Source organism: Micromonospora sp. KC721 (assembly GCF_004348355.1).
GTDB lineage: Bacteria > Actinomycetota > Actinomycetes > Mycobacteriales > Micromonosporaceae > Micromonospora.
Genome location: NZ_SMJY01000098.1, coordinates 1 through 22,146 on the forward strand (window position 1 = coordinate 1; position 22,146 = coordinate 22,146).

General features: G+C 70.5%; 21 protein-coding genes and 1 tRNA gene. 13 read left to right on the forward strand and 9 right to left on the reverse strand.

The annotated features are described in order from the left end of the window. Positions 1-53 precede the first annotated feature (53 nt). Positions 54-1,868 carry a rhamnogalacturonan lyase gene (locus E1182_RS17615; RefSeq protein ID WP_371687561.1) on the forward strand — a complete coding sequence of 605 codons (1,815 nt, stop codon included), beginning with the start codon at positions 54-56 and terminating at the stop codon, positions 1,866-1,868. A 239-nt stretch (positions 1,869-2,107) separates the two neighbouring features. Here the strand turns inward: E1182_RS17615 and E1182_RS17620 are convergent, their stop codons facing one another. Then, positions 2,108-3,106, reverse strand: a complete 999-nt coding sequence (locus tag E1182_RS17620; RefSeq protein WP_132266486.1) for an LLM class flavin-dependent oxidoreductase — start codon at positions 3,104-3,106, stop codon at positions 2,108-2,110. 45 nt (positions 3,107-3,151) lie between these two features. Beyond that, positions 3,152-3,634: an Lrp/AsnC family transcriptional regulator gene (locus E1182_RS17625; RefSeq protein ID WP_132266489.1), complete on the reverse strand. Its 483-nt coding sequence runs from the start codon at positions 3,632-3,634 to the stop codon at positions 3,152-3,154. 103 nt (positions 3,635-3,737) lie between these two features. Here E1182_RS17625 and E1182_RS17630 point away from each other — a divergent pair, with 103 nt between their 5' ends. Beyond that, positions 3,738-4,895, forward strand: a complete 1,158-nt coding sequence (locus E1182_RS17630; protein ID WP_132266494.1) for a PLP-dependent aspartate aminotransferase family protein — start codon at positions 3,738-3,740, stop codon at positions 4,893-4,895. A 133-nt stretch (positions 4,896-5,028) separates the two neighbouring features. Here the strand turns inward: E1182_RS17630 and E1182_RS17635 are convergent. Further along, a tRNA-Leu gene (locus tag E1182_RS17635) sits at positions 5,029-5,111 on the reverse strand. Between the two features lie 81 nt (positions 5,112-5,192). Between E1182_RS17635 and E1182_RS17640 the strand changes: the two genes are divergently transcribed. The 10 genes from E1182_RS17640 (at position 5,193) to polA (ending at position 16,541) form a co-directional block, all read left to right on the forward strand. After that, positions 5,193-5,813 (forward strand): ANTAR domain-containing response regulator, encoded by a 621-nt coding sequence (locus tag E1182_RS17640; RefSeq protein ID WP_132266497.1) that lies wholly within the window; start codon positions 5,193-5,195, stop codon positions 5,811-5,813. Positions 5,814-6,117: 304 nt separating this feature from the next. Then, positions 6,118-7,281, forward strand: a complete 1,164-nt coding sequence (locus E1182_RS17645; RefSeq protein ID WP_132266501.1) for a branched-chain amino acid ABC transporter substrate-binding protein — start codon at positions 6,118-6,120, stop codon at positions 7,279-7,281. Between the two features lie 104 nt (positions 7,282-7,385). Next, complete coding sequence (locus tag E1182_RS17650) at positions 7,386-8,336, forward strand: branched-chain amino acid ABC transporter permease (protein ID WP_132266504.1); 951 nt, start codon at positions 7,386-7,388, stop codon at positions 8,334-8,336. Next, positions 8,333-9,442 carry a branched-chain amino acid ABC transporter permease gene (locus tag E1182_RS17655; protein ID WP_132266507.1) on the forward strand — a complete coding sequence of 370 codons (1,110 nt, stop codon included), beginning with the start codon at positions 8,333-8,335 and terminating at the stop codon, positions 9,440-9,442. The genes E1182_RS17650 and E1182_RS17655 overlap by 4 nt, the downstream gene beginning before the upstream one ends. Then, positions 9,435-10,280, forward strand: a complete 846-nt coding sequence (locus E1182_RS17660) for an ABC transporter ATP-binding protein (RefSeq protein WP_132266510.1) — start codon at positions 9,435-9,437, stop codon at positions 10,278-10,280. Before E1182_RS17655 ends, E1182_RS17660 begins: the two co-directional genes overlap by 8 nt. Next, complete coding sequence (locus E1182_RS17665) at positions 10,270-10,980, forward strand: ABC transporter ATP-binding protein (protein WP_132266514.1); 711 nt, start codon at positions 10,270-10,272, stop codon at positions 10,978-10,980. The genes E1182_RS17660 and E1182_RS17665 overlap by 11 nt, the downstream gene beginning before the upstream one ends. A gap of 33 nt (positions 10,981-11,013) precedes the next feature. Continuing rightward, positions 11,014-11,925, forward strand: a complete 912-nt coding sequence (locus E1182_RS17670; protein WP_132266517.1) for an ABC transporter substrate-binding protein — start codon at positions 11,014-11,016, stop codon at positions 11,923-11,925. 2 nt (positions 11,926-11,927) lie between these two features. Then, positions 11,928-12,905, forward strand: a complete 978-nt coding sequence (locus E1182_RS17675; protein ID WP_132266520.1) for an amino acid ABC transporter permease — start codon at positions 11,928-11,930, stop codon at positions 12,903-12,905. Positions 12,906-12,961: 56 nt separating this feature from the next. Next, positions 12,962-13,714, forward strand: a complete 753-nt coding sequence (locus E1182_RS17680; RefSeq protein ID WP_165942643.1) for an amino acid ABC transporter ATP-binding protein — start codon at positions 12,962-12,964, stop codon at positions 13,712-13,714. A 127-nt stretch (positions 13,715-13,841) separates the two neighbouring features. Further along, the gene (gene polA, locus E1182_RS17685) at positions 13,842-16,541 is read left to right on the forward strand and encodes a DNA polymerase I (protein WP_132266526.1); all 2,700 of its coding nucleotides are present in this window, start codon (positions 13,842-13,844) and stop codon (positions 16,539-16,541) included. A 12-nt stretch (positions 16,542-16,553) separates the two neighbouring features. Here polA and E1182_RS17690 read toward each other — a convergent pair whose 3' ends face one another. The 6 genes from E1182_RS17690 to E1182_RS17715 all read right to left on the reverse strand — a co-directional run bounded on the left by E1182_RS17690 (position 16,554) and on the right by E1182_RS17715 (position 20,148). Beyond that, on the reverse strand, positions 16,554-16,991 hold the full coding sequence (locus E1182_RS17690; protein ID WP_132266529.1) for a MerR family transcriptional regulator: 438 nt from the start codon (positions 16,989-16,991) through the stop codon (positions 16,554-16,556). A gap of 108 nt (positions 16,992-17,099) precedes the next feature. Then, positions 17,100-17,852, reverse strand: coding sequence for an SDR family NAD(P)-dependent oxidoreductase (locus E1182_RS17695; RefSeq protein ID WP_132266532.1), 753 nt, complete (start codon positions 17,850-17,852; stop codon positions 17,100-17,102). A gap of 46 nt (positions 17,853-17,898) precedes the next feature. Further along, positions 17,899-18,333 carry a DUF3140 domain-containing protein gene (locus E1182_RS17700; protein ID WP_132266535.1) on the reverse strand — a complete coding sequence of 145 codons (435 nt, stop codon included), beginning with the start codon at positions 18,331-18,333 and terminating at the stop codon, positions 17,899-17,901. Continuing rightward, the gene (locus E1182_RS17705) at positions 18,320-18,538 is read right to left on the reverse strand and encodes a DUF2945 domain-containing protein (protein ID WP_132266538.1); all 219 of its coding nucleotides are present in this window, start codon (positions 18,536-18,538) and stop codon (positions 18,320-18,322) included. Before E1182_RS17705 ends, E1182_RS17700 begins: the two co-directional genes overlap by 14 nt. 83 nt (positions 18,539-18,621) lie before the next feature. Next, positions 18,622-19,173: a Uma2 family endonuclease gene (locus E1182_RS17710; protein ID WP_132266541.1), complete on the reverse strand. Its 552-nt coding sequence runs from the start codon at positions 19,171-19,173 to the stop codon at positions 18,622-18,624. Positions 19,174-19,341: 168 nt separating this feature from the next. Next, positions 19,342-20,148 carry a class I SAM-dependent methyltransferase gene (locus E1182_RS17715; protein WP_132266544.1) on the reverse strand — a complete coding sequence of 269 codons (807 nt, stop codon included), beginning with the start codon at positions 20,146-20,148 and terminating at the stop codon, positions 19,342-19,344. Between the two features lie 368 nt (positions 20,149-20,516). Here E1182_RS17715 and rpsA point away from each other — a divergent pair, with 368 nt between their 5' ends. After that, positions 20,517-22,004 (forward strand): 30S ribosomal protein S1, encoded by a 1,488-nt coding sequence (gene rpsA, locus E1182_RS17720; RefSeq protein ID WP_132266547.1) that lies wholly within the window; start codon positions 20,517-20,519, stop codon positions 22,002-22,004. Positions 22,005-22,146: the final 142 nt, after the last annotated feature.

A 22,146-nucleotide genomic window follows, 5' to 3' on the forward strand; every position in this document is an offset into this window, starting at 1 on the left:
GGGTGCCTCCGGAGGAGGTGGGCGCGCGGCGTCGCGGACCACACCGGCTTGCCCTGGGCCGGCGGGACAGGTGCGCCGCACTGACGACGACGCCTCCGCCGACCACGCCACCGCCGGGCGGCTCGAAGCAGATGGAGGACCTCGACCGCGGTTTGGTCAGCGTCCGGTCCGGCAACGGCAACCTGGTGTCCTGGCGGCTGCTCGGCACCGAGACCTCCGGGGTGTCGTTCAACCTCTACCGGGGCTCCACCAAGGTGAACAGCTCGCCGATCACCGGGGCCACCAACTACCTCGACAACGGCGCGGCGGCCGGCTCGTCGTACACGGTGCGGGCCGTGGTCGACGGCACCGAGCAGGCCGCCTCGGCGCCGGCGCTGCAGTTCGGCAACGGCTACCTGGACGTGCCGTTGCAGGTCCCGTCGGGCGGCACCACGCCCAGCGGGGAGGCGTACACCTACGTGGCCAACGACGCCAGCGTCGGCGACCTCGACGGCGACGGTGACTACGAGTTCGTGCTCAAGTGGGACCCGTCCAACGCCAAGGACAACTCGCACGACGGTTACACCGGCAACGTCTACATCGACGCGTACACCCTCACCGGAACGCGGCTGTGGCGCATCGACCTGGGCCGTAACATCCGGGCCGGCGCCCACTACACCCAGTTCCAGGTGTTCGACTACGACGGCGACGGCCGTGCCGAGGTGGCCATGAAGACCGCCGACGGCACCCGCTCCGGCACCGGCCAGGTCATCGGCTCCGCGTCGGCCGACCACCGCAACTCCAGCGGCTACATCCTCGCCGGCCCCGAGTACCTGACCATGTTCGACGGTCGCACCGGCGCCGCCCTCTCCACCGTCAACTACGACCCGCCGCGCGGCAACGTCTCATCCTGGGGCGACTCGTACGGCAACCGGGTCGACCGGTTCCTCGCCGGCACCGCCTATCTCGACGGGCAGCGCCCCTCGCTGATCATGGCGCGCGGCTACTACACCCGGGCCGTCATCGCCGCCTGGGACTTCCGCAACGGCACCCTGACCAAGCGGTGGACGTTCGACTCGAACGCCTCCGGCAACTCCGCCGCGTATGGGCAGGGCAATCACAGCCTCTCCATCGCCGACGTCGACAACGACGGCCGGCAGGAGATCGTCTACGGCGCGGCCACCATCGACGACAACGGCCGGCTGCTCTGGTCCACCGGCCACGGTCACGGCGACGCCGGGCACGTCGGTGACCTGGACCCGTCCCGGGCCGGGTTGGAGTACTTCAAGGTCAGCGAGGACTCCAGCAAGCCCAGCTCCTGGTTCGCCGACGCCCGTACCGGCCAGGTGCTCTGGTCCACCGCCCGGTCCGGCGACAACGGTCGGGGTGTCTCCGCCGACATCTGGGCCGGCAGCCCCGGCGCCGAGTCCTGGTCCTCGGCCGTCGCCGGCCTGGCCAACACCCGCGGGCAGAACGTCGGACGCAAGCCGTCCTCGATCAACTTCCTCGCCTGGTGGGACGGCGACCCGGTGCGTGAACTGCTCGACGGCACCCGGGTCGACAAGTACGGCACCAGCGGGGAGACCCGACTGCTCAGCGGCAGCGGGGTGGCCTCCAACAACGGCACCAAGTCCACCCCGGCGCTCTCCGGTGACATCCTCGGTGACTGGCGGGAGGAGGTCGTCTGGCGTACCAGCGACAACCGCGCCCTGCGGATCTACAGCACGCCCAGCCAGACCAGCACCCGGATCCACACCCTGATGCACGACGCGCAGTACCGGACCGCCATCGCCTGGCAGAACACCGCCTACAACCAGCCGCCGCACCCGAGCTTCTTCATCGGTGACGGCATGTCCACCCCGCCGACCCCGAACATCCACCTGCGCTGAGGGCCATCCGGCCGCCCCGGTCCGCGACGCCGACGCTGACCGGCCCGGGGGCGGCGCCCGCCCCCGGCGGGCACGCAGGCACCGGGTCGCCGGTGCGCGGAACCCGCGCCACCCGGCGACCCGGTGCACCACACCGCAGCACCCCCGACCCGTCCCGACCGGGGATGCCGTACCACCACCGGTCACTAAGTTAGAGGCGCTCCGCGACGTAGGGGTGACGCGGGTATGAAGAGCGTGTTTCAGCCGAGGTGAGCGGTCACATCGGCCACCAGCTCGAACGAGCGCACCCGGTCGGCCACGTCGTACACCATCGTGGTCAGCATCAGCTCATCGGCCCCGGTACGGGCGAGCAGCTCGCCGAGCTGCCGGCGGACCGTCTCCGGGGAACCCGTCGCCTGACCGACCCGACGCTGCCGCACGAACTCGCGTTCCCGCTCGTCGTACGGGTACGCCGCCGCCTCCTCCGGTGTACCGAGCGGCTCCGGCCGCCCGGCGCGCAGCCTCAGGAAGGACAGCCCGCTCGGTCCGGCCAGCCACTCGGCCCGCTCGTCGGTCTCCGCGCAGACCACGCTGACCGCGACCATCGCATACGGCTGCTGAAGCCAGCGTGACGGCCGGAAACTCTGCCGGTAACGCTGCAACGCCGGTACGGTGTGCTCCGCGCTGAAGTGGTGCGCGAACGAGAACGGCAGCCCGAGCAGCCCGGCCAACTGGGCGCTGAACCCACTGGAGCCGAGCAGCCAGATCGTCGGTGACTGCCCGAGACCGGGCGTGGCGGTGATCGGTCCCCGGTCGTCACCGGTGAAGTAGTTCATCAGCTCCGCCAGCTCACCGGGGAAACCCTCTGCCGACAGCCCTGCCATGGTGCGGCGCAGCGCCAGCGCGGTCACCTGGTCGGTGCCCGGCGCCCGGCCGATGCCGAGGTCGATCCGCCCCGGGTGCAGCGCCTCCAGGGTGCCGAACTGCTCGGCCACCACCAGTGGCGCATGGTTGGGTAGCATCACCCCGCCCGAGCCCAGCCGGATGGTCGAGGTGTGCGCCGCCAGGTGCGCCAGCAGCACCGCCGGCGCGCTGCTGGCGATCGCCGGCATGTTGTGGTGCTCGGCCACCCAGAACCGGTGGTAGCCCAGCTCCTCGGTGCGCCGGGCCAGCTCGGTGGTGTGTCGCAGGGCCTCCCCGGCGGTCGCGCCGCGGGCCACCGGAGCAAGATCAAGAACAGACAACGGTACGTCGGTCATCTCGTGAGCAACCCGCCCCGCGCCCGAGGTGTTCCGGATCGTGCCCTAACCCATACCGCGTGCCTGCTCGAAGATCAGGCTGGTCTGGGTGTGCTGCACCGCCGGGTCCACCGCGAGATGGTCGAGCACGAAATCCCGCAGCGCGTCACCGGACGCCGCCCGCACATGCAGCACGTAGTCCTCCGCACCGGCCACATGGAACACCGACACCACCCCCGGCAGGCGTACCGACCGGGCCCGGAACGCGTCCACCGCCGCCCGCTCGTGCGCGGTCAGCCGCACCGACACCAGTGCCTGCAACGGCAACCCCAGCGCCGCCGGATCCACCTCGGCGTGGAAGCCCCGGATCGCCCCGCACTCGCGCAGCGCCCGGGTGCGGGTCAGGCAGGTCGACGGAGCCACCCCGACCCGCTCGGCCAGGGCGTTGTTCGGCAGCCGACCATCGGCCGCCAACTCGGCCAGGATCGCGCGGTCGACATCGTCCAGCGCGGCGAACGAGCGCCGCAGATCATTCGGCGTGGAGGGCATGGGCACCATCCTCCACCGAAGTCCAAAGCAGGGGAAGCGCATTCCCCAGAATCATGTTCGACACGCTTGCCTATATGCCGGCGTTTGTTCGAGGCTACCGGTCATGACGACCGTGGACACCCGAGCCGTGCACGCCGGCCGTGACGACCTCGCCGCCCTCGGCGTGCACGTGCCGCCGATCGACCTGTCCACCACCAACCCGCTGCCCGACGTCGACGGCGGTGGCGAGGCGTACGAACTGCTCGCCGGTGGCGGCCCGCTCCCACCCGGCGCCAGCGCCGTCTACCAGCGCCTCTGGAACCCCACGGTGGCCCGCTTCGAGACCGCCCTCGCCGACCTCGAGGGCACCGCCGAGGCCGTCGCCTTCGCCAGCGGCATGGCCGCACTCACCGCCGCCCTGCTCGCCGCCACCCGCGACGGGCGACGCCACGTCGTCGCCGTCCGCCCCCTCTACGGCGGCACCGACCACGTCCTCGCCACCGGCCTGCTCGGCACCGAGGTCACCTGGGCCCGGCCCCACGAGGTCGCCGCCGCCGTTCGCCCCGACACCGCCCTGGTGGTCGTCGAGACCCCGGCCAACCCCACGCTCGACCTGATCGACATCGCCGCCCTCGCCGAAGCCGCCGGCACCGCCCCACTTCTGGTCGACAACACCGTCGCCACCCCGGTGCTCCAGCAACCCGCCCGGCACGGTGCCGCGCTCGTCCTGCACAGCGCCACCAAGAGCATCGGCGGCCACGGCGACGTGCTCGCCGGCGTCGTGGCCTGCGACAGCGGCTGGGCCGCCCGACTGCGCCAGGTCCGCGCCGTCACCGGCGCCGTGCTCCACCCGCTCGGCGCGTACCTGCTGCACCGCGGCCTGCAGACCCTGCCGCTACGGGTCCGCGCCCAGCAGGCCGGCGCCGAGAAACTCGCCGGCTGGCTCACCGGCCACCCGGCCGTCGTCCGGGTGCACCACCCGTCCGTCCACGACCCGGCCGGGCTCGTCGGACGGCAGATGGCCGGCACCGGCAGCCTGCTCGCCGTGGAGGTACGCGGCGGCGCCCCTGCCGCCGCCCGGGTCGCCGCCGCGTGCGAGCTGATCACCCACGCGGTGTCGCTCGGCGGCGTGGACACCCTCATCCAGCACCCCGCCTCGCTCACCCACCGGCCGGTGTCGGGGGAGGCCAAGCCGTGCGGTGGGCTGCTGCGGATCTCGGTCGGGCTGGAGGACCCGGAGGACCTGCGGGCGGACCTGGAACGGGCGCTCGCGGCGGTCTGACCGTTCGCCGCCCGGGCTGTTCCCGACGGGTCAGGACTGCGGGAGCACATCCGCGCGGTGGTGCCGAAGACGGGTGTCGCGCGGGAACCGCGCGATGCACGCCCCGAATCATCGAACGCGTGTATGACAGATGTGCCGGGAGCGGGATTCGAACCCGCAAGCCCTTTCGGGCAGAAGTGTTTGAGACTTCCGTGTATGCCGTTCCACCATCCCGGCGAGCTGACGTAACTGTACCCGACTAGGCTCATGCGGGAGCATGGGTGGTAGCCGTGCCGAGATCGATGGTGGGAGTGGCTCGTGGCCGAGACGCAGACGGATGCCGAGCGCAGGCGGGTACTGATCGCCGAGGACGAGGCGCTCATCCGGCTGGACCTGGCCGAGATGCTGGTCGAGGAGGGCTACGAGGTCGTCGGCGAGGCCGGGGACGGCGAGACCGCCGTGCGGCTGGCCGAGGAGCTGAAGCCGGATCTGGTCATCCTCGACATCAAGATGCCGATCATGGACGGTCTGGCCGCCGCCGAGCGGATCGCCGGCGCCCGGATCGCCCCGGTGATCATCCTGACCGCGTTCAGTCAGCGCGACCTGGTCGAGCGGGCCCGGGCGGCCGGCGCGATGGCGTACCTGGTGAAGCCCTTCCAGAAGAGCGACCTGGTGCCGGCGGTGGAGATCGCGCTGTCCCGTTACGCGGAGGTCGCCGCGCTGGAGGCGGAGGTCGCCGGCCTCACCGACCGGCTGGAGATCCGCAAGACCGTCGAGCGGGCCAAGGGCGCGCTGATGACCACGTACGGCATGACCGAACCGCAGGCGTTCAAGTGGATCCAGCGCACCGCGATGGACCACCGGATGACCATGAAGGAGGTCGCCGAGCGGATCCTCGCCGAGACCGCCGGCGGCGAGGTCGCCCAGCCGACGACATGAGGACGCTTCCTGCCTGGTGGTTTTCGCGGGCCACCGTCGCCGGCAGCGGGGGGCGGTCTGCACTCCTCGCTCATCAGGCCCAGGTGAAACGCCTTCACCATTGATCGTTCTTACAGTGATCGGATCGGATTCGCCACGGCGTGTAACGGTTCGGTCAACGCAGCTCCCTGGGACTTTCATCGCAGCTCCGAGGTGGGATAGCGTCCGGCCCCAGACCGGCGACGACGGTCTGGTTCGTCCGTCCCCGCAAGGGCCAATAGGCAGCGGGTGGTTCGGACCATGGGGACTGAGGAGGGTTCGGGCCTTGAGGCAGAAGCTCGCTCGTGCGATCGGTGGAGCCGCCCTGCTGGCGCTCGTCGCCGGCAGCGCCGCATGCGGCAACGGTGGCGGTGGCGACACCGCGGCCGACGGTGACAAGTGCGGTAACAAGATCGCGTTCTTCGGTGCGCTGACCGGCAGTTCCGCGGCGCTCGGCATCAACGAGAACAACGGCGTCAAGCTGGCCGTCGACAAGTACAACAAGGAGAACCCGGACTGCAAGGTCGAGCTGGTGCCGCTGGACTCCCAGGGCAGCCCCGACCAGGCTCCGGGCCTGGCCCAGAAGGCCATCGACGACCCGAAGATCCTCGGCATCGTCGGCCCGGCCTACTCGGGTGAGTCGGAGGCCGCCGGCCCGCTGTTCAGCGAGGCCGGCCTGGTCACCATCACCCCGTCCGCCACCCGGCCGAGCCTGTCTGAGCAGGGCTGGAAGACCTTCTTCCGGGTGGTCGGCAACGACTTCAGCCAGGGCCCGGCGGCCGGTAACTACATCAAGAACGTGCTGAAGGCCGAGCGGGTCTACGTCATCGACGACCAGTCCGCGTACGGCGCGGGCCTGGCCGACGAGGTCAAGAAGGTCCTCGGCCCGGCGGCTGTCGGCTCGGACAAGGTCCAGGGCGAGGGCAAGCAGACCGAGTTCTCCGGTGTGGTCACCAAGGTCAAGGCCGCGAACGTCCAGGCGGTCTTCTACGGCGGCTACTACCAGGAGGCCGGCCTGATCCGTAAGCAGCTCACCGCTGCCGGGGTCACCGCGCCGCTGGTCGCCGGCGACGGCGTCAACGACGCCGCCTACATCACCTCCGCCGGCGCGGCGGCGGCCGAGGGCACCATCCTCACCTGCCCCTGCCAGCCGGCCACCGAGGCGCGCGGCACCTTCGCCCAGGAGTACAAGGCGCTCAACGGCTCCGACCCGGGCACCTACAGCGACACCGCCTACGACGCGGCGAACATCCTGCTCGCCGGCATCAAGGACGGCAAGACCACCCGGTCGGCGCTGCTGGAGTTCGTGAAGAACTACAGCGGTGAGGGCGTCGCGGCGACCTACAAGTTCGTCGAGGGCGGCGAGCTGGACCCGGCGCAGGTCAAGGTCTGGGCCTTCAAGGTCACCGGCGGCAAGGTCGTTCCGGACCAGGAGATTCCGAAGTCCTGACACCCGTCGCTGCGGCGATCGAGTTGTCATCGCGGGTGCGGCCGGGAGCACGCTCCCGGCCGCACCCCCCTTTTCTCTCCAGACCTTGATGGAGCGTCCCTCCCTTGAACTTCGACGGACTGTTCTCCAACTTCGGGGAACTCACCACGACCGGCCTGACGCAGGGCGCGATCTACGCCCTGGTCGCGCTGGGCTACACGCTGGTCTACGGCGTGCTGAGACTCATCAACTTCGCCCACTCAGAGGTTTTCATCGCCGGTGCGTTCGCCGCGATCTGGACCTGGAACGGTTTCGGCCTCAACCAGGACTCGCAGGTCAGCGGGCTCGGCTCGATCATGTTCTACCTGCTGGTGGCGGTGATCGTCGCGGCGATCGCCTCCGCCGGGACCGCGACGGTGATCGAGCGGGTGGCGTACCGGCCGCTGCGTAAGCGCAACGCGCCACCGCTGGCCTTCCTGATCACCGCGATCGGGGCCTCGATCGCCATCGCCGAGGCGTTCGGCATCTATACCCGCCGTCTGCCGCAGGGTGCGCCGTCGTTGGTCAGCAGCAAGCCGCTCTTCGAGATCTTCGGCGTGCCGATCGACGCCATCCAGCTGCTCACCCTCGGTGCCGCGCTGGTGATGATGATTGGGCTGGACATGTTCATCAACCGCAGCCGGATCGGGCGTGGCATCCGGGCGGTCGCCCAGGACGCCAACACCGCCGCGCTGATGGGTGTGAACAAGGACCGGATCATTCTGATCGTCTTCATCGCCGGTGGCACCATGGCCGGTGTGGCCGGCCTGCTCTACGACGTCCGGATCGGCACCCTGACCTACAGCGTAGGCTTCCTGCTCGGCCTCAAGGCGTTCACCGCCGCGGTGCTCGGCGGCATCGGCAACCTGCGCGGCGCACTGCTCGGTGGCCTGCTGCTGGGCGTGGTGGAGAACTACGCCTCGGGCCTGTTCGGCAGCGAGTGGAAGGACTTTGCGGCGTTCGCGCTGCTGGTGGTGCTGTTGATGTTCCGGCCGACCGGTCTGCTGGGCGAATCGCTGGGGAGGGCGCGGGCATGACGACCGTCCTGGAGAGGGTCCGTTCCGGCCGCGAGGCGGCCGGGGAGCGCTGGCGCTCGGCGCCGCGCTGGGTGCGCTGGGCGCTGCTGATCGCGGTGATCGCGTTCTTCTACGCCCTGCCGAACAGGGAGTTCTACCAGTACCTGGGGCCGATCCCGACCCCCGGCGCGAACTTCACCCAGGTGATGTTCACCGTCTCGATTTACGTGCTGCTGGCCGTCGGGTTGAACATCGTGGTCGGCTTCGCCGGCCTGCTCGACCTCGGCTACTTCGGTTTCTTCGCCGTGGGTGCGTACACCGTGGCCGTGTTGACCTCGCCGAGCAGCGACCTGAAGACGCTGTGGCCGTGGCTGTTGGCGGTGCCGGTGGCGATCGCTCTCACGATGGTCTCCGGCGTCATGCTCGGCACGCCGACCCTGCGGTTGCGCGGTGACTATCTGGCGCTGGTGACCCTCGGCTTCGCCGAGATGATCCGGATCGCGGCGGTCAGCTCCGAGTTCCTCAAGGGTCAGCGGGGCTTCAACCAGATCCCGCACCCGCCGGGCCAGTACGCCGACGGCCGTCCGGTCTTCGGCGTGCTCGACGCGCGACCCTACTACTGGCTGGTGCTCACGCTGATCATCCTGGTGGTGATCGGGGTGCGGAACCTGACCAACAGCCGGGTCGGCCGGGCCTGGATCTCAATCCGCGAGGACGAGGACGCCGCCCAGCTGATGGGCGTGCCGACGTTCAAGTTCAAGCTCTGGGCGTTCGCGGCCGGCGCGGCGATCGCCGGTCTGGCCGGCGCGCTCTTCGCGGGCAAGCAGAACTTCGTCAACTCGCAGAACTTCGAGCTGCTGAACTCGATCATCATCCTGGCCGCGGTCATCTTCGGCGGCTCGGGCAACATCGTCGGCGCCATCGTCGGCGGTGGCCTGGTGGCATACATGATCGAGCGGTTCCGGGGCATCGAGCTGTTCGGCGTGGAGCTGTACGAGTACCGGTTCCTCTTCTTCGGCGTGGTGCTCGTGGTGATGATGATCTTCCGGCCGGAGGGGCTGATCCCGAACCGACGACGCGCGGCGGAGTTCAAGGATCGCCGCAAGGAGGTGACCGTCGGTGAGTGACACCGAGCAGACGACGTCCGTTCCCGCCCAGGCGGGGGCGCCGGCTGTCGAGGCGGTGCCCGCGCGGGAGCCGCTGCTGGAGGTCGACAACGTCACGCTGCGCTTCGGCGGCGTGGTGGCGCTGAACCAGGTGGACTTCACCCTGTACAAGGGTGAGATCCTCGGCCTGATCGGCCCCAACGGCGCCGGCAAGACCACCTGCTTCAACGCCATGACCGGCATCTACCAGCCCACCGAGGGTCAGATCCGGTTCCGCGGCGAGAAGATCAGCGGCAAGAAGCGGCACCAGATCACCAAGATGGGCATGGCGCGGACGTTCCAGAACATCCGCCTCTTCCCGGAGATGACGGCGCTGGAGAACGTCCTGGTCGGTGCCGACGCGCACCACAAGACCAGCGTGATCTCCGCGTTGTTCCGGCTGCCCCGGTACTGGAAGGAGGAGCGCGAGGGGCGCGAGAAGGCCGAGCGGCTGCTGGAGTTCGTGGGGATCCGCCCGCGGATGCACGAGTTCGCCCGCAACCTCTCCTACGGCGAGCAGCGCCGGCTGGAGATCGCCCGGGCGCTGGCCACCGATCCGGTGCTGCTCTGCCTGGACGAGCCGGCCGCCGGCTTCAACCCGGCGGAGAAGGAGGAGTTGCTCCAGCTCATCCGGCAGGTCCGGGACAGCGGCGTGACCGTGCTGCTGATCGAGCACGACATGCGGCTGGTGATGGGTGTCACCGACCGGATCGTGGTCCTGGAGTTCGGAAAGAAGATCGCCGAGGGCCTGCCCGCCGAGGTGCGGGAGAACCCGAAGGTGATCGCGGCGTACCTGGGGGTGCCGGACGATGCTGCTTGAGATCGAAGACGTGAGCCTGCTGTACGGGCGGATCCAGGCGCTGCACGGCATCAGCCTGACCGTGGCGGAGGGCGAGATCGTCGCCCTGATCGGCGCCAATGGTGCCGGCAAGTCGACCACCATGCGGGCGGTCTCCGGGATCCGGCCGGTCGCCTCCGGGCGGATCCGGTTCGATGGCGAGGACATCACCAAGCTGCGGGCGGACCTGCGGGTGCGGCGCGGTCTGTGCCAGGCGCCCGAGGGGCGGGGCATCTTCCCGGGCATGTCGGTGCTGGAGAACCTCGACATGGGCGCCTACACCCGGCGGGACCGGGCGGGCATCGCCCAGGACCTGAACCGGGTGCTGGAGCTGTTCCCGCGGCTGGCCGAGCGGCGCAAGCAGCCGGGCGGCACGCTCTCCGGCGGCGAGCAGCAGATGCTGGCCGTCGGCCGGGCGTTGATGAGCCGGCCGAAGCTGCTGCTGCTCGACGAGCCCTCGATGGGTCTCGCGCCGATGCTGATCCAGCAGATCTTCAGCATCATCACCGAGATCAACCAGCAGGGCACCACCATCCTGCTCGTCGAGCAGAACGCCCAGCAGGCGCTCGCCCGGGCGCACCGGGCGTACGTGCTGGAGACCGGCCGGATCGTCAAGAGCGGTACCGGTGCGGATCTGCTGCACGACCCGTCGGTCAAAGAGGCGTACCTCGGCGTGGCCTGACCGGCGCCCACCCCTCGTCGCAAGGAGCGTCACATGTTCAACTCCCACGGTGGTCGCCGTGCCGTCCTCGGCGTCACCGGCGCCGCGCTGCTGGCCCTGTCTCTCGTCGCGTGCGGCGAGAAGGAGAACAGCCAGCAGCCCGGGGCCGGCCCGTCCGTCACCGCCGCCGCCGATTCCGCGCTGGCCGCGAAGGTGCCGGACGCCGTCAAGGCCGACGGCGTGATCAAGGTCGGCACCGACTCGACGTACGCCCCGGCGGAATTCCTCGACCAGGACGGCAAGACCGTGATCGGCTTCGACGTGGAGCTGTTCAACGCGGTGGCGCAGAAGCTCGGCCTGAAGGCCGAGTACGAGTCGGCGCCGTTCGACGCGATCCTGCCCGGCGTGGACTCCGGCAAGTACGAGGTCGGGGTTTCCTCGTTCACCATCAACGCCGAGCGGCTCAAGAGCGTCAACATGGTGAGCTACTTCTCCGCCGGCACGCAGTGGGCCACCAAGCAGGGCAACCCGGCCGGCGTCGACCCGGAGAACGCCTGCGGTAAGAAGATCGCCGTGCAGGTCGGCACGGTGCAGCTCGACGACATCACCGCCCGGTCGAAGAAGTGCACCGACGCCGGCAAGCCGGCCATCACCATCGACCAGTACCAGGCGCAGAGCGACGCCACCGCCGCGGTGGTCAGCGGCAAGGACGACGCCATGCTCGCCGACTCCCCGGTCGGCGCGTACGCGGTGAAGCAGAGCGGCGGCCAGTTGGCGCCGCTCGGCGACATCTACGAGTCGGCCCCCTACGGGTACGCGGTGAAGAAGGACCAACTGGCCTTCGCCGAGGTGCTCAAGGAGGCCGTGCAGGCGGTCATCGCCGACGGTAGCTACAAGTCGGCTCTGGCCAAGTGGGGCGTCGAGGGCGGCGCCATCACGACCGCTGAACTCAACCCCGCCGGCTGACCATGCCGGTCAAGACGGAAACACCCGAACGGGCACGGCCGGAACCCATCCGAGCCGTGCCCGTGCGGCATCCCGGGCGGTGGGTCGCCGTCGCCGTGATCGGGGTGCTGGTCGCCATGTTCGTCCACCTGCTGGTGACGAACACGGCGTTCAACTGGTCCTTCATGGCCGACGAGATGTTCCGTCCGCCGATTGTCGCGGGGCTGCGCGGCACCATCGCGCTGCTGGTGACGTCGATGGCGATCGGCATCGTCGGTGGCGTCGTCATCGCGGTCATGCGGCTGTCGGCGAATCCGATCCTGCGTGGCGTCTCGTGGACCTACACCTGGTTCTTCCGGGCGGTGCCCCGGCTGGTGCTGGCGATCCTCTTCGGCAACCTGGGCATCCTCTGGGCGCGGATCGAGTTCGGGCTGCCGTTCGACCGGCAGATCGGCGCGCTGTTCGGCATCGACAACTTCGAGGCCCGGCTGTTCGGGTTCAGCGCGGTGGACATCCTCACCGGCTTCGTCGCGGGCATGCTGGCGCTGGGCCTGTCCGAGGCCGCCTACATGGCGGAGATCGTCCGGGCCGGCATCCAGTCGGTCGACGAGGGGCAGACCGAGGCGGCCCAGGCGCTGGGCATGACCCGCGCGCAGATCCTGCGTCGGATCGTGCTGCCGCAGGCCATGCGGGTGGTCGTCCCGCCGACTGGCAACGAGACCATCGCGATGCTCAAGGACACCTCGCTGGTGGCCTTCGTGCCGGTCTCCGCGGAGCTGTTCTTCCAGCTCCGGGCCGTCGGTAGCCGCAGCTTCCAGGTCTTCCCGATGCTGGTCGCGGCGACCATCTGGTATCTGCTGCTGACCAGCGTGCTGCTGGTCGGGCAGTACTACCTGGAGCGGCACTTCTCCAAGGGCGTCGGGCGCAGCGGCCAGGCGCGGCTGCGGCTGCGGGGTCTGGCGGCGGAGACCGGTGGCGGCGCGAGCGAGGTGATCCGGTGACCGACGGCGTGACGGTTCCGGCGCAGGCCGGTACGGCGAGCACCGGCGACGGGCTGATGGTCCGGGCCGAGCAGGTACACAAGTCGTTCGGGCCGCTGGAGGTGCTCCGGGGCATCGACCTGGAGGTCCGGGCCGGCGAGGTGTGCTGCCTGCTCGGGCCCTCCGGCTCCGGCAAGTCGACCTTCCTGCGCTGCATCAACCACCTGGAGAAGATCAACGCTGGTCGGATTCGGGTGGACGGCGAGCTGATCGGCTACCGGGAACGCGGCGGGAAGCTGCACGAGCTGCGGGAGTCCGAGGTGGCCGCGCAGCGCCGGGCGGTCGGCATGGTGTTCCAGCGGTTCAACCTCTTCCCGCACATGACCGTGCTGCAGAACGTCGTCGAGGCGCCGGTGCTGCTGGGGCGGGAGAAGAAGGCCGCCGCCCGGGACCGGGCCGCCGCGCTGCTGGAGCGGGTGGGGCTGGGCGGCAAACTCGGCAACTACCCGAGCCAGCTCTCCGGCGGGCAGCAGCAGCGGGTGGCGATCGCCCGGGCGCTGGCGATGCGGCCGAAGCTGATGCTCTTCGACGAGCCCACCAGCGCGCTCGACCCGGAGCTGGTCGGCGAGGTGCTCGACGTGATGAAGGACCTCGCCCGCGACGGCATGACGATGATCGTGGTCACCCACGAGATCGGTTTCGCCCGGGAGGTCGGCGACCACCTGGTCTTCATGGATGAGGGCGTGGTCGTCGAGCAGGGCGACCCGCGAGAGGTCATCGCCAACCCCCGGCACGAGCGCACCAGGGCGTTCCTGGCCAAGGTGCTGTGACCGGTCGGGTCCGGTGCGCCGCACCGGACCCGACCGGTACGGACAGCGCGGTCGATCCGGGCAGCTCTCGCCGGTTCGGCCGTGCCGCGGGCCGGGCTTGTCGGTCGTACGGGCTAGAGTCGCTGCCGTGACAGCTACGACGCCGCGCCTGCTTCTCGTCGACGGACACTCCCTGGCGTACCGGGCCTTCTTCGCCCTGCCGGTGGAGAACTTCTCCACCACGACCGGGCAGCCGACCAACGCGGTCTACGGCTTCACCTCGATGCTGATCAACGTGCTCCGTGACGAGCAGCCCACCCACATCGTGGTCGCCTTCGACGTCTCCCGCCGCTCGTTCCGCACCGACAGGTACGCGGAGTACAAGGCCGGCCGCAGCGAGACCCCGACCGACTTCAAGGGGCAGGTCAGTCTGGTCAAGGAGGTGCTCGCCGCGCTGCGGATCCCGGTGGTGGAAAAAGAGGGCTACGAGGCCGACGACATCATCGCCACGCTCGCCTGCCAGGCCCGCGACCAGGGCATGCAGGTGCTGATCAGCACCGGTGACCGGGACGCGTTCCAGCTCGTCGGCGACGACATCACGGTGCTCTACCCGCGCAAGGGTGTCTCCGACCTGGCCCGGATGGATCCGGCGGCGGTCGAGGCGAAGTACGGCGTCGGCCCCGAGCGGTACCGGGATCTGGCCGCCCTGGTCGGCGAGAGCAGCGACAACCTGCCCGGCATCCCCGGGGTCGGCCCGAAGACCGCCGCGAAGTGGATCAACACGTACGGTGGGGTGGAGGGCGTGATCGCCCGGGCCGACGAGATCAAGGGCAAGGCCGGCGACAGCCTGCGCGAGCGGCTCGCCGACGTGATCCGCAACTACGAGATCAACTGCCTGGTCTCCGACCTGGAGCTGCCGGTCCGCCCGGAGGACGCCCGCTGGCAGGGCTGGGACCGGGAGGCCGTGCACCAGGTCTTCGACACCCTCCAGTTCCGCATCCTGCGGGACCGGCTCTACCAGTACCTCGAAGCGGTGGAGCCGGAGGCCGAGGCGGGCTTCGACCTGGCCGGCGAGCTCCTCACCGCGCCCGGCGCGTTGGCCGGCTGGCTGGAGACGCACGCCCCCGCCGACACTGCCGTCGGGCTGGCGGTCAAGCTCGACACCGGCCCCAACCGGCGGCACACCGCCTCGGTGACCGGCCTGGCGCTGGCCACCTCCGGCGGTGCGGCGGCCTGGTGCGACCCGACGGGGCTGGAGTCGGCCGACGAGACGGCCCTGGCGGCCTGGCTGGCCGACGCCGCACGCCCCAAGGTGCTGCACGACAGCAAGCCGGCGGTGCTCGCCTTCGCCGCGCACGGGTGGTCCCTGTACGGCATCGCCCGCGACACCCAGATCGCCGCCTACCTGGCCCGCCCCGACCAGCGCTCGTACGACCTGACCGACCTGGCGCTGCGCTACCTGCACCGGGAGTTGCGCGTCGACGCCCCGGAGACCGGCCAGCTCACCCTGGACGGGTTCGGCAACGACGGTGAGGCCGAGCAGAACCTCATGCTCCAGGCCCGGGCCACCCTCGACCTGGCCGACGCGATCGACGCCGAGCTGTCCCGTGACGGCGAGCAGTCCACCCGGCTGATGGCCGAGGTGGAGCTGCCGCTGATGCGGGTGCTCGCCGAGATGGAGCGCACCGGCATCGCCGCCGACACGTCCTACCTGTCGGAGCTGGAGGCGCACTTCGCCGCCGAGGTGAAGGCCGCGGCGCAGGGCGCGTACGCGGCGGTCGGGCGGGAGTTCAACCTGGGCTCGCCCAAGCAGCTCCAGGAGATTCTCTTCGGCGAGCTGGGGCTGCCCAAGACCAAGAAGATCAAGACCGGTTACACCACCGACGCCGACGCTCTGCAGTGGCTGTACGCGCAGAACCCGCACCCGGTCCTGGAACACCTGCTGCGGCACCGTGACGTCGCCAAGCTGAAGTCGACCGTGGACGGGCTGCTCAAGTCGGTCTCCGACGACGGCCGCATCCACACCACCTTCAACCAGACGGTCGCCGCGACCGGCCGGCTCTCCTCCACCGAGCCCAACCTGCAGAACATCCCCATCCGCACCGAGGAGGGGCGACGCATCCGGCGGGCCTTCGTGGTGGGGGAGGGATACGAATGCCTCCTCACCGCCGACTACAGCCAGATCGAAATGCGGATCATGGCGCACCTGTCGTTGGACGACGCGCTGATCCAGGCATTCAACTCCGGCGCCGACTTCCACGCCGCCACCGCCTCGTCGGTGTTCGGGGTGCCGGTGCAGGAGGTCACCGCCGACCAGCGGCGCAAGATCAAGGCGATGAACTACGGCCTGGCGTACGGGCTGAGCGCGTTCGGCCTCTCCCAACAGCTCGGCATCACCGCCGAGGAGGCGCGCGGGCTGATGGAGAACTACTTCGCCGGCTTCGGCGGGGTACGCGACTACCTGCACGAGGTGGTGGCCCGGGCCCGGCACGACGGCTACACCTCCACCATCCTGGGCCGCCGGCGGTACCTGCCCGACCTGGTCAGCGACAACCGGCAGCGTCGGGAGATGGCCGAGCGGATGGCGCTCAACGCCCCCATCCAGGGCTCGGCGGCCGACATCATCAAGGTCGCCATGCTGCACGTCGACACCGCCCTGCGCGACGCCGGGCTGCGCTCGCGGATGCTGTTGCAGGTGCACGACGAGCTGGTCTTCGAGGTGGCCCCGGGCGAGCGGGAGAGCCTGGAGGCGCTGGTCCGTAAGGAGATGGGTGAGGCGTACCCGCTGTCCGTGCCGTTGGAGGTCTCGGTCGGCGAGGGCCGCGACTGGAACAGCGCCGACCACTGACCGACGACGCTCCTAGTGGGCGTCGCTCGCGGGCACGGCGGGGTGGGGTGAAACGGCCGGCGGTGACGCCGGCCGTTTCTCGCAGCCCGGCTCGGCGAGGGCCGCGGCGGCGTCGCGAAGTGCGGCAGCGAGCCGGTCCCGGGCCGCCATCTGGGCTGCGATCCGGGCGTCGAGCACGGCGAGCCGTTCCCGCCCCACCCGCAGCCCGGCCGGGGAGGGTGGCACGGCGGCCACGTCCCCGTCCAGGCAGGGCAGGAAGACCAGGACGTCCTCCAGGGTCAGCCCGGCACCGAGCAGGTACCGGATGTTACGAACCCGGGTCACCTCGCGCTCGTCGTACTCGCGGTACCCGTTCGCCGCCCGCGCCGAGGTGATCAGCCCGTGCTGCTCGTAGTGCCGCAGGGCTCGGGGGGTGCAGCCCGTCACCCTGGCCAACTCGCCGATCCGCACGTGCCCGCCTCCGTTCCACCGCCTCGGCTCGGCGACCGACTGCGCCGTGCGACGTCGTGGTGTCCGCCGGGTGAGGACCGCGTCGCCCGTTCGCCGGCAGCCGTTCGGTCAGGCGACCACCGCCCCGCCGTCCACCGGCAGCACCACGCCGGTGACGAAGGCCGCCGCCGGGTCGCAGAGCCGCACGATCGCCCAGGCTACGTCCTGCGGACGACCGATTCGTCCCAGGGGAGTGTGGTCGAGCTGCCAGCGGCGTACCGCGGCCAGCTGGTCCGGGGAGAGACCCTGGTGCTCGCCGATGGGCGTGTCGATCGCGCCGGGCGCCACCGCGACCACCCGCACGCCGCGCGGGGCCAACTCCACCGCCCAGCTGCGGGTCAGCGAGTCCAGCGCGGCCTTGCCGGCGGCGTACACCGAGGAACCCGGCCACCCCCGCTGGCCGACGGACGTGGTGACGTTGACGATGACGCCGCCACCCGCGGTGAGCGGTCCGACCGCGGCGTGCGCCAGCCTGATCGGGGCGACCAGATTCGTGTCGAGCTGACGTCGGGCCGCCGCCTCGTCCAGCTCGGCGAGAGGGCCGGCACCGGCGACACCAGCGTTGTTGACCAGGACATCCAACCGGCCGAACCGATCGAGGGCGGTGCGGACCAGCCGGTCCGGCGCGTCGGGGTCGGTCACGTCGGCGGTGACCGGTGCGATCAGGGGATGGCCGGCGGCGGTCTCCGCCAGCGGCGCGGCTCGGCGGCCGACCGCGAGAACACGGGCGCCGGCGTCAGCGAAGGCGCGGGCGGTGGCTCGGCCGATGCCGGTGCCCGCGCCGGTGACCAGGACCACGCGTTGCTGCTGTTCGTCGTTCATACCGATGATCGTCTGACCCTGCCGTCAGTGGCAGGGTCAAGATCCGTCAGCGTCGCGGACCTCGGCGCTCCTCGGGTGGGGAGCCCCGTCGTTCCAGGGCCTTGCGGGACGGGCCGCCGGGCGGTGGGAGCGGGGCCTTGACGGGGTCGTGGCCCCAGTTCATCAGGGAGTACCGCCACCGGGTCCGGCTGACGTCACCGCTCGGCCGCTGCGCCATGTGCCGCCGGACGTACCCGACAACCTTGCGCATGTGCCGATAGTCGGCGTCGCTGAGCTGGTCGCGTTTGCGGCGCAGCAGGTCGATGATCCGCCGGCCGGACTCGTGGCCGACCGACTCGCCGCCACCGGAGCGCCCGCCCTTGTGCCAGCCGACCTGCTTGGACTCGTCGGTTTCCAGCCACGTCGACAGCTCGCCCGGCTTCATGTTCACCGCGTCGGTGAACTCGCGGTAGGTCTGTTGCGGATCGTCACCTTGGTTCATGCCGCAGCACCTCCGGACGGTGGGCCACGTCGCGACCCGAGTGGTCGTTGCGGATGCGGTACTGCGGGTCGTCCGGCGAGGCGTCGACGGTGTGCCCACGCACGTGCGTCCGCTCGGTGATCCGCTCCTTGACGACCCCGTACGCCCGACCGCTGTGGCTGGCCCAGGAGACGTGGTCGCCCTCGTGGAACTCCTTCTCAGCCATGCCGCCCGGGTACCCGTAGCGTCTGACGGGAAACGGCGGCCGGGGCACGGCGGGTGGCTCCGGCGCGGATCAGCCGGAGGCCGTCAGGGGGTTATCTCGGCGATCGCCAACTTGATGTCGAAGGGCTCGGTCAGCTCGACCAGCTCCGCGCTGTCGGCCACCAGTTCGTATTGCCGCTCGCCGCCCGGCCCGATTCGGTCGCCCAGGCGGTACGCGTAGAGGTGGACCGGGTCCTGTTCGATGCGCCAGTAGAAGGGAATGCCGGCGGCGGCGTACTCGCCGGGCTTGGCGAACCGGTCGACGCGCCGGGTCCCCGGGGAGACGATCTCGACCGCCAGCACGACATCCGCCGGCCGCAGCCGGGACCGGTCGGCGGGCAGCCCGGCGTGGCACAGCAGTACGTCCGGCTGCCGGCTGGTGTTGGGGCTGAGCCCCACGCCAACGGACTGAGTGGCTCGTAGCTGAGCCGGTGCATGGGATCGCAGCCACAGCCACAGCAGGCCGGCGATCTCCTGATGGCCCAGGGTGGGGGAGGGCGTCACCTGGATCACTCCGTCGACGAGTTCGACGCGGGGGGCGTCGTCCGGCAGGGCGAGCAGATCCTCCAGCGTGTAGTCCGCACGCTGCTGCCGCATCGGATCCGGACACCAGGGGCCAGGTGATGTCGGGACGGGCTCGGCGCTCATGCCGTGAGCCTAGCGCCGGGCGCGGGGCACTCGGTCGCACCCGCGGTGCGACGCGGCCCAGCGGGGCAACCGTCGGTGTGCGGTGGCTCAGCGGTGGGCGGCTGCGTACCGGATGGCTCAGCCGGCCGGCTTCTCGGTGACGAAGATGGCGGTGCCGGGGAAGAGCCGGCCGCGCAGCGGGCTCCACTGCCCCCAGGTCTCCCGGTGCCCCTTTGGCCACTCCGGCTCCACCAGGTCGACCAGGCGGAACCCCGCGCCGACCAGTTCGCGGATCCGGTCGCCGAGCGTGCGGTGCTGCTCGACGTACGTGGCCACGCCGTGTTCGTCCTGCTCCACGTACGGGGAGCGGTCGAAGTACGAGTGCACGGCGGTGAGCCCGCCCTCGCCCGGGTCGTCGAGGAAGATCCAGCGCATCGGGTGGGTCACCGAGAAGACCCACCGGCCGCCCGGGCGCAGCACCCGGTGGACCTCGGCCATCAGCGCGGCGGAGTCGTCGACGAAGGGGACCGCGCCGAAGGCGGTGCAGGCGATGTCGAAGGTGGCGTCGGCGAAGGGCAGCGCGAGGGCGTCGGCCTGCACCAGCGGGACGTGTACCCCGGTGGTGCCGGCGGCGCGCGCGGCGTGCCGCAACATGCCGGCGGACAGGTCGAAGGCGACCGGCCGGGCGCCCCGGGTGGCCAGCCAGCGGGCACACGCGGCGGCGCCGCAGCCCACCTCCAGCACCCGGCGTCCCGCCACGTCGCCGAGCAGCCGGGCGTCGGCCTCGCGCAGCCCCTCCGGGCACCAGACGAGGTCCACGTCGCCCAGGAACGCGCCGTGCTCGGCCTGGTAGTCGTCGGCGTCGGCGTCCCACCAGCCACGGTTGGCGCGGCGGGTCTCCGCGGCGTCGACCCGGCGGCGGGCTACCCGGTTGTCGTCGTCCACCCGCTCACGCTAGGCCCTACGCGTGCGGGTGGCGGCGGCGGCCGGCCGGGGATGCGCTATCTTTCCCGGGGTGGATGTGACGCGGGAGACAGTTGTGGCGTTTTCCCACCTATATCTCCGCTTTCGCAGCTGACGCGTCCGTCGGTAGGCGGGAGGGCTTGCACGCTGTGGTAATGCAGCAGGTAGGCTAGACGACGCGCTCGCGGATCGTGTGCCTCGGCAGGGAGCAGGTGCGCGGTCACCGGAGCCACTAATGATCTTCTCTTGGCGATCGTTCGGTGTGCCCGGCGACGGATCCGCTGGCGCGGACAGGTCACCGCGACACCACGCCTGCTGTGACAACCCATCCGACCGGAGCAACCGCCCACATGACGAGCAGCATCGAGGCCCCCTCGAGCGCCACCCGGGTCACCCACGACGATCTCGGTTCCGAGGAAGCTTTCCTCGCCGCGATCGACGAGACCATCAAGTACTTCAACGACGGCGACATTGTCGAAGGCACCGTCGTCAAGGTCGATCGGGACGAGGTCCTGCTCGACATCGGCTACAAGACCGAGGGCGTCATTCCCTCTCGGGAGTTGTCGATCAAGCACGACGTGGACCCTGCCGAGGTCGTCTCGGTCGGTGACCACATCGAGGCGCTTGTCCTCCAGAAGGAGGACAAGGAGGGTCGTCTGATCCTCTCCAAGAAGCGGGCGCAGTACGAGCGGGCCTGGGGCACGATCGAGAAGATCAAGGACGAGGACGGCGTCGTCCGCGGTTCGGTCATCGAGGTGGTCAAGGGTGGCCTCATCCTCGACATCGGGCTGCGCGGCTTCCTGCCCGCCTCCCTGGTCGAGATGCGGCGGGTGCGTGACCTGCAGCCGTACGTCGGCCGCGAGCTCGAGGCCAAGATCATCGAGCTGGACAAGAACCGCAACAACGTGGTCCTGTCCCGCCGGGCCTGGCTGGAGCAGACGCAGTCCGAGGTGCGCACCGAGTTCCTCAACAAGCTGCAGAAGGGACAGGTCCGCAAGGGCGTCGTCTCCTCGATCGTCAACTTCGGCGCGTTCGTCGACCTGGGCGGCGTGGACGGCCTCGTGCACGTCTCCGAGCTGTCCTGGAAGCACATCGACCACCCGTCCGAGGTCGTCGAGGTCGGCCAGGAGGTCGAGGTCGAGGTCCTGGACGTCGACCTGGACCGCGAGCGGGTCTCGCTGTCGCTGAAGGCGACCCAGGAGGACCCGTGGCGGCAGTTCGCCCGTACCCACGCGATCCAGCAGATCGTGCCGGGTAAGGTCACCAAGCTGGTGCCGTTCGGCGCCTTCGTCCGGGTGGACGACGGCATCGAGGGCCTGGTCCACATCTCCGAGCTGGCCGAGCGGCACGTGGAGATCCCGGAGCAGGTCGTCCAGGTCGGCTCCGAGGTCATGGTCAAGGTCATCGACATCGACCTGGAGCGCCGCCGCATCTCGCTGTCGCTCAAGCAGGCCAACGAGGGCTTCGTCGAGGGCGAGGAGCACTTCGACCCGACCCTCTACGGCATGGCCGCGACCTACGACGCCGAGGGCAACTACATCTACCCGGAGGGCTTCGACCCGGAGACGGGCGAGTGGCTCGAGGGGTACGAGAAGCAGCGCGAGGCGTGGGAGCAGCAGTACGCCGAGGCACGCCAGCGTTGGGAGGCGCACACCAAGCAGGTGCAGAACTCCCGTGCCGCCGACGCCGAGGCCGCTGCCAACCCGGCTCCGGCCGTCACCGGCACCACCACCTCGACCAGCGCGGCGCCGAGCCGCCAGGCCGAGGAGCCGGCCGGCACGCTGGCCACCGACGAGGCGCTCGCCGCGCTGCGGGAGAAGCTCGCCGGCGGCAAGTGACCCTGTGACAACTCGAGCGCTGAGTGGCTGACGCCGCACAGCGACGGGGAGCCGTCACTGACGAGCCCCGTCCCCGCGATCCGGTTCCACCGGGTCGCCGGGGGCGGGGCTCTCGCCTGTGGTGGGTGAGGCCGTCCGGGGT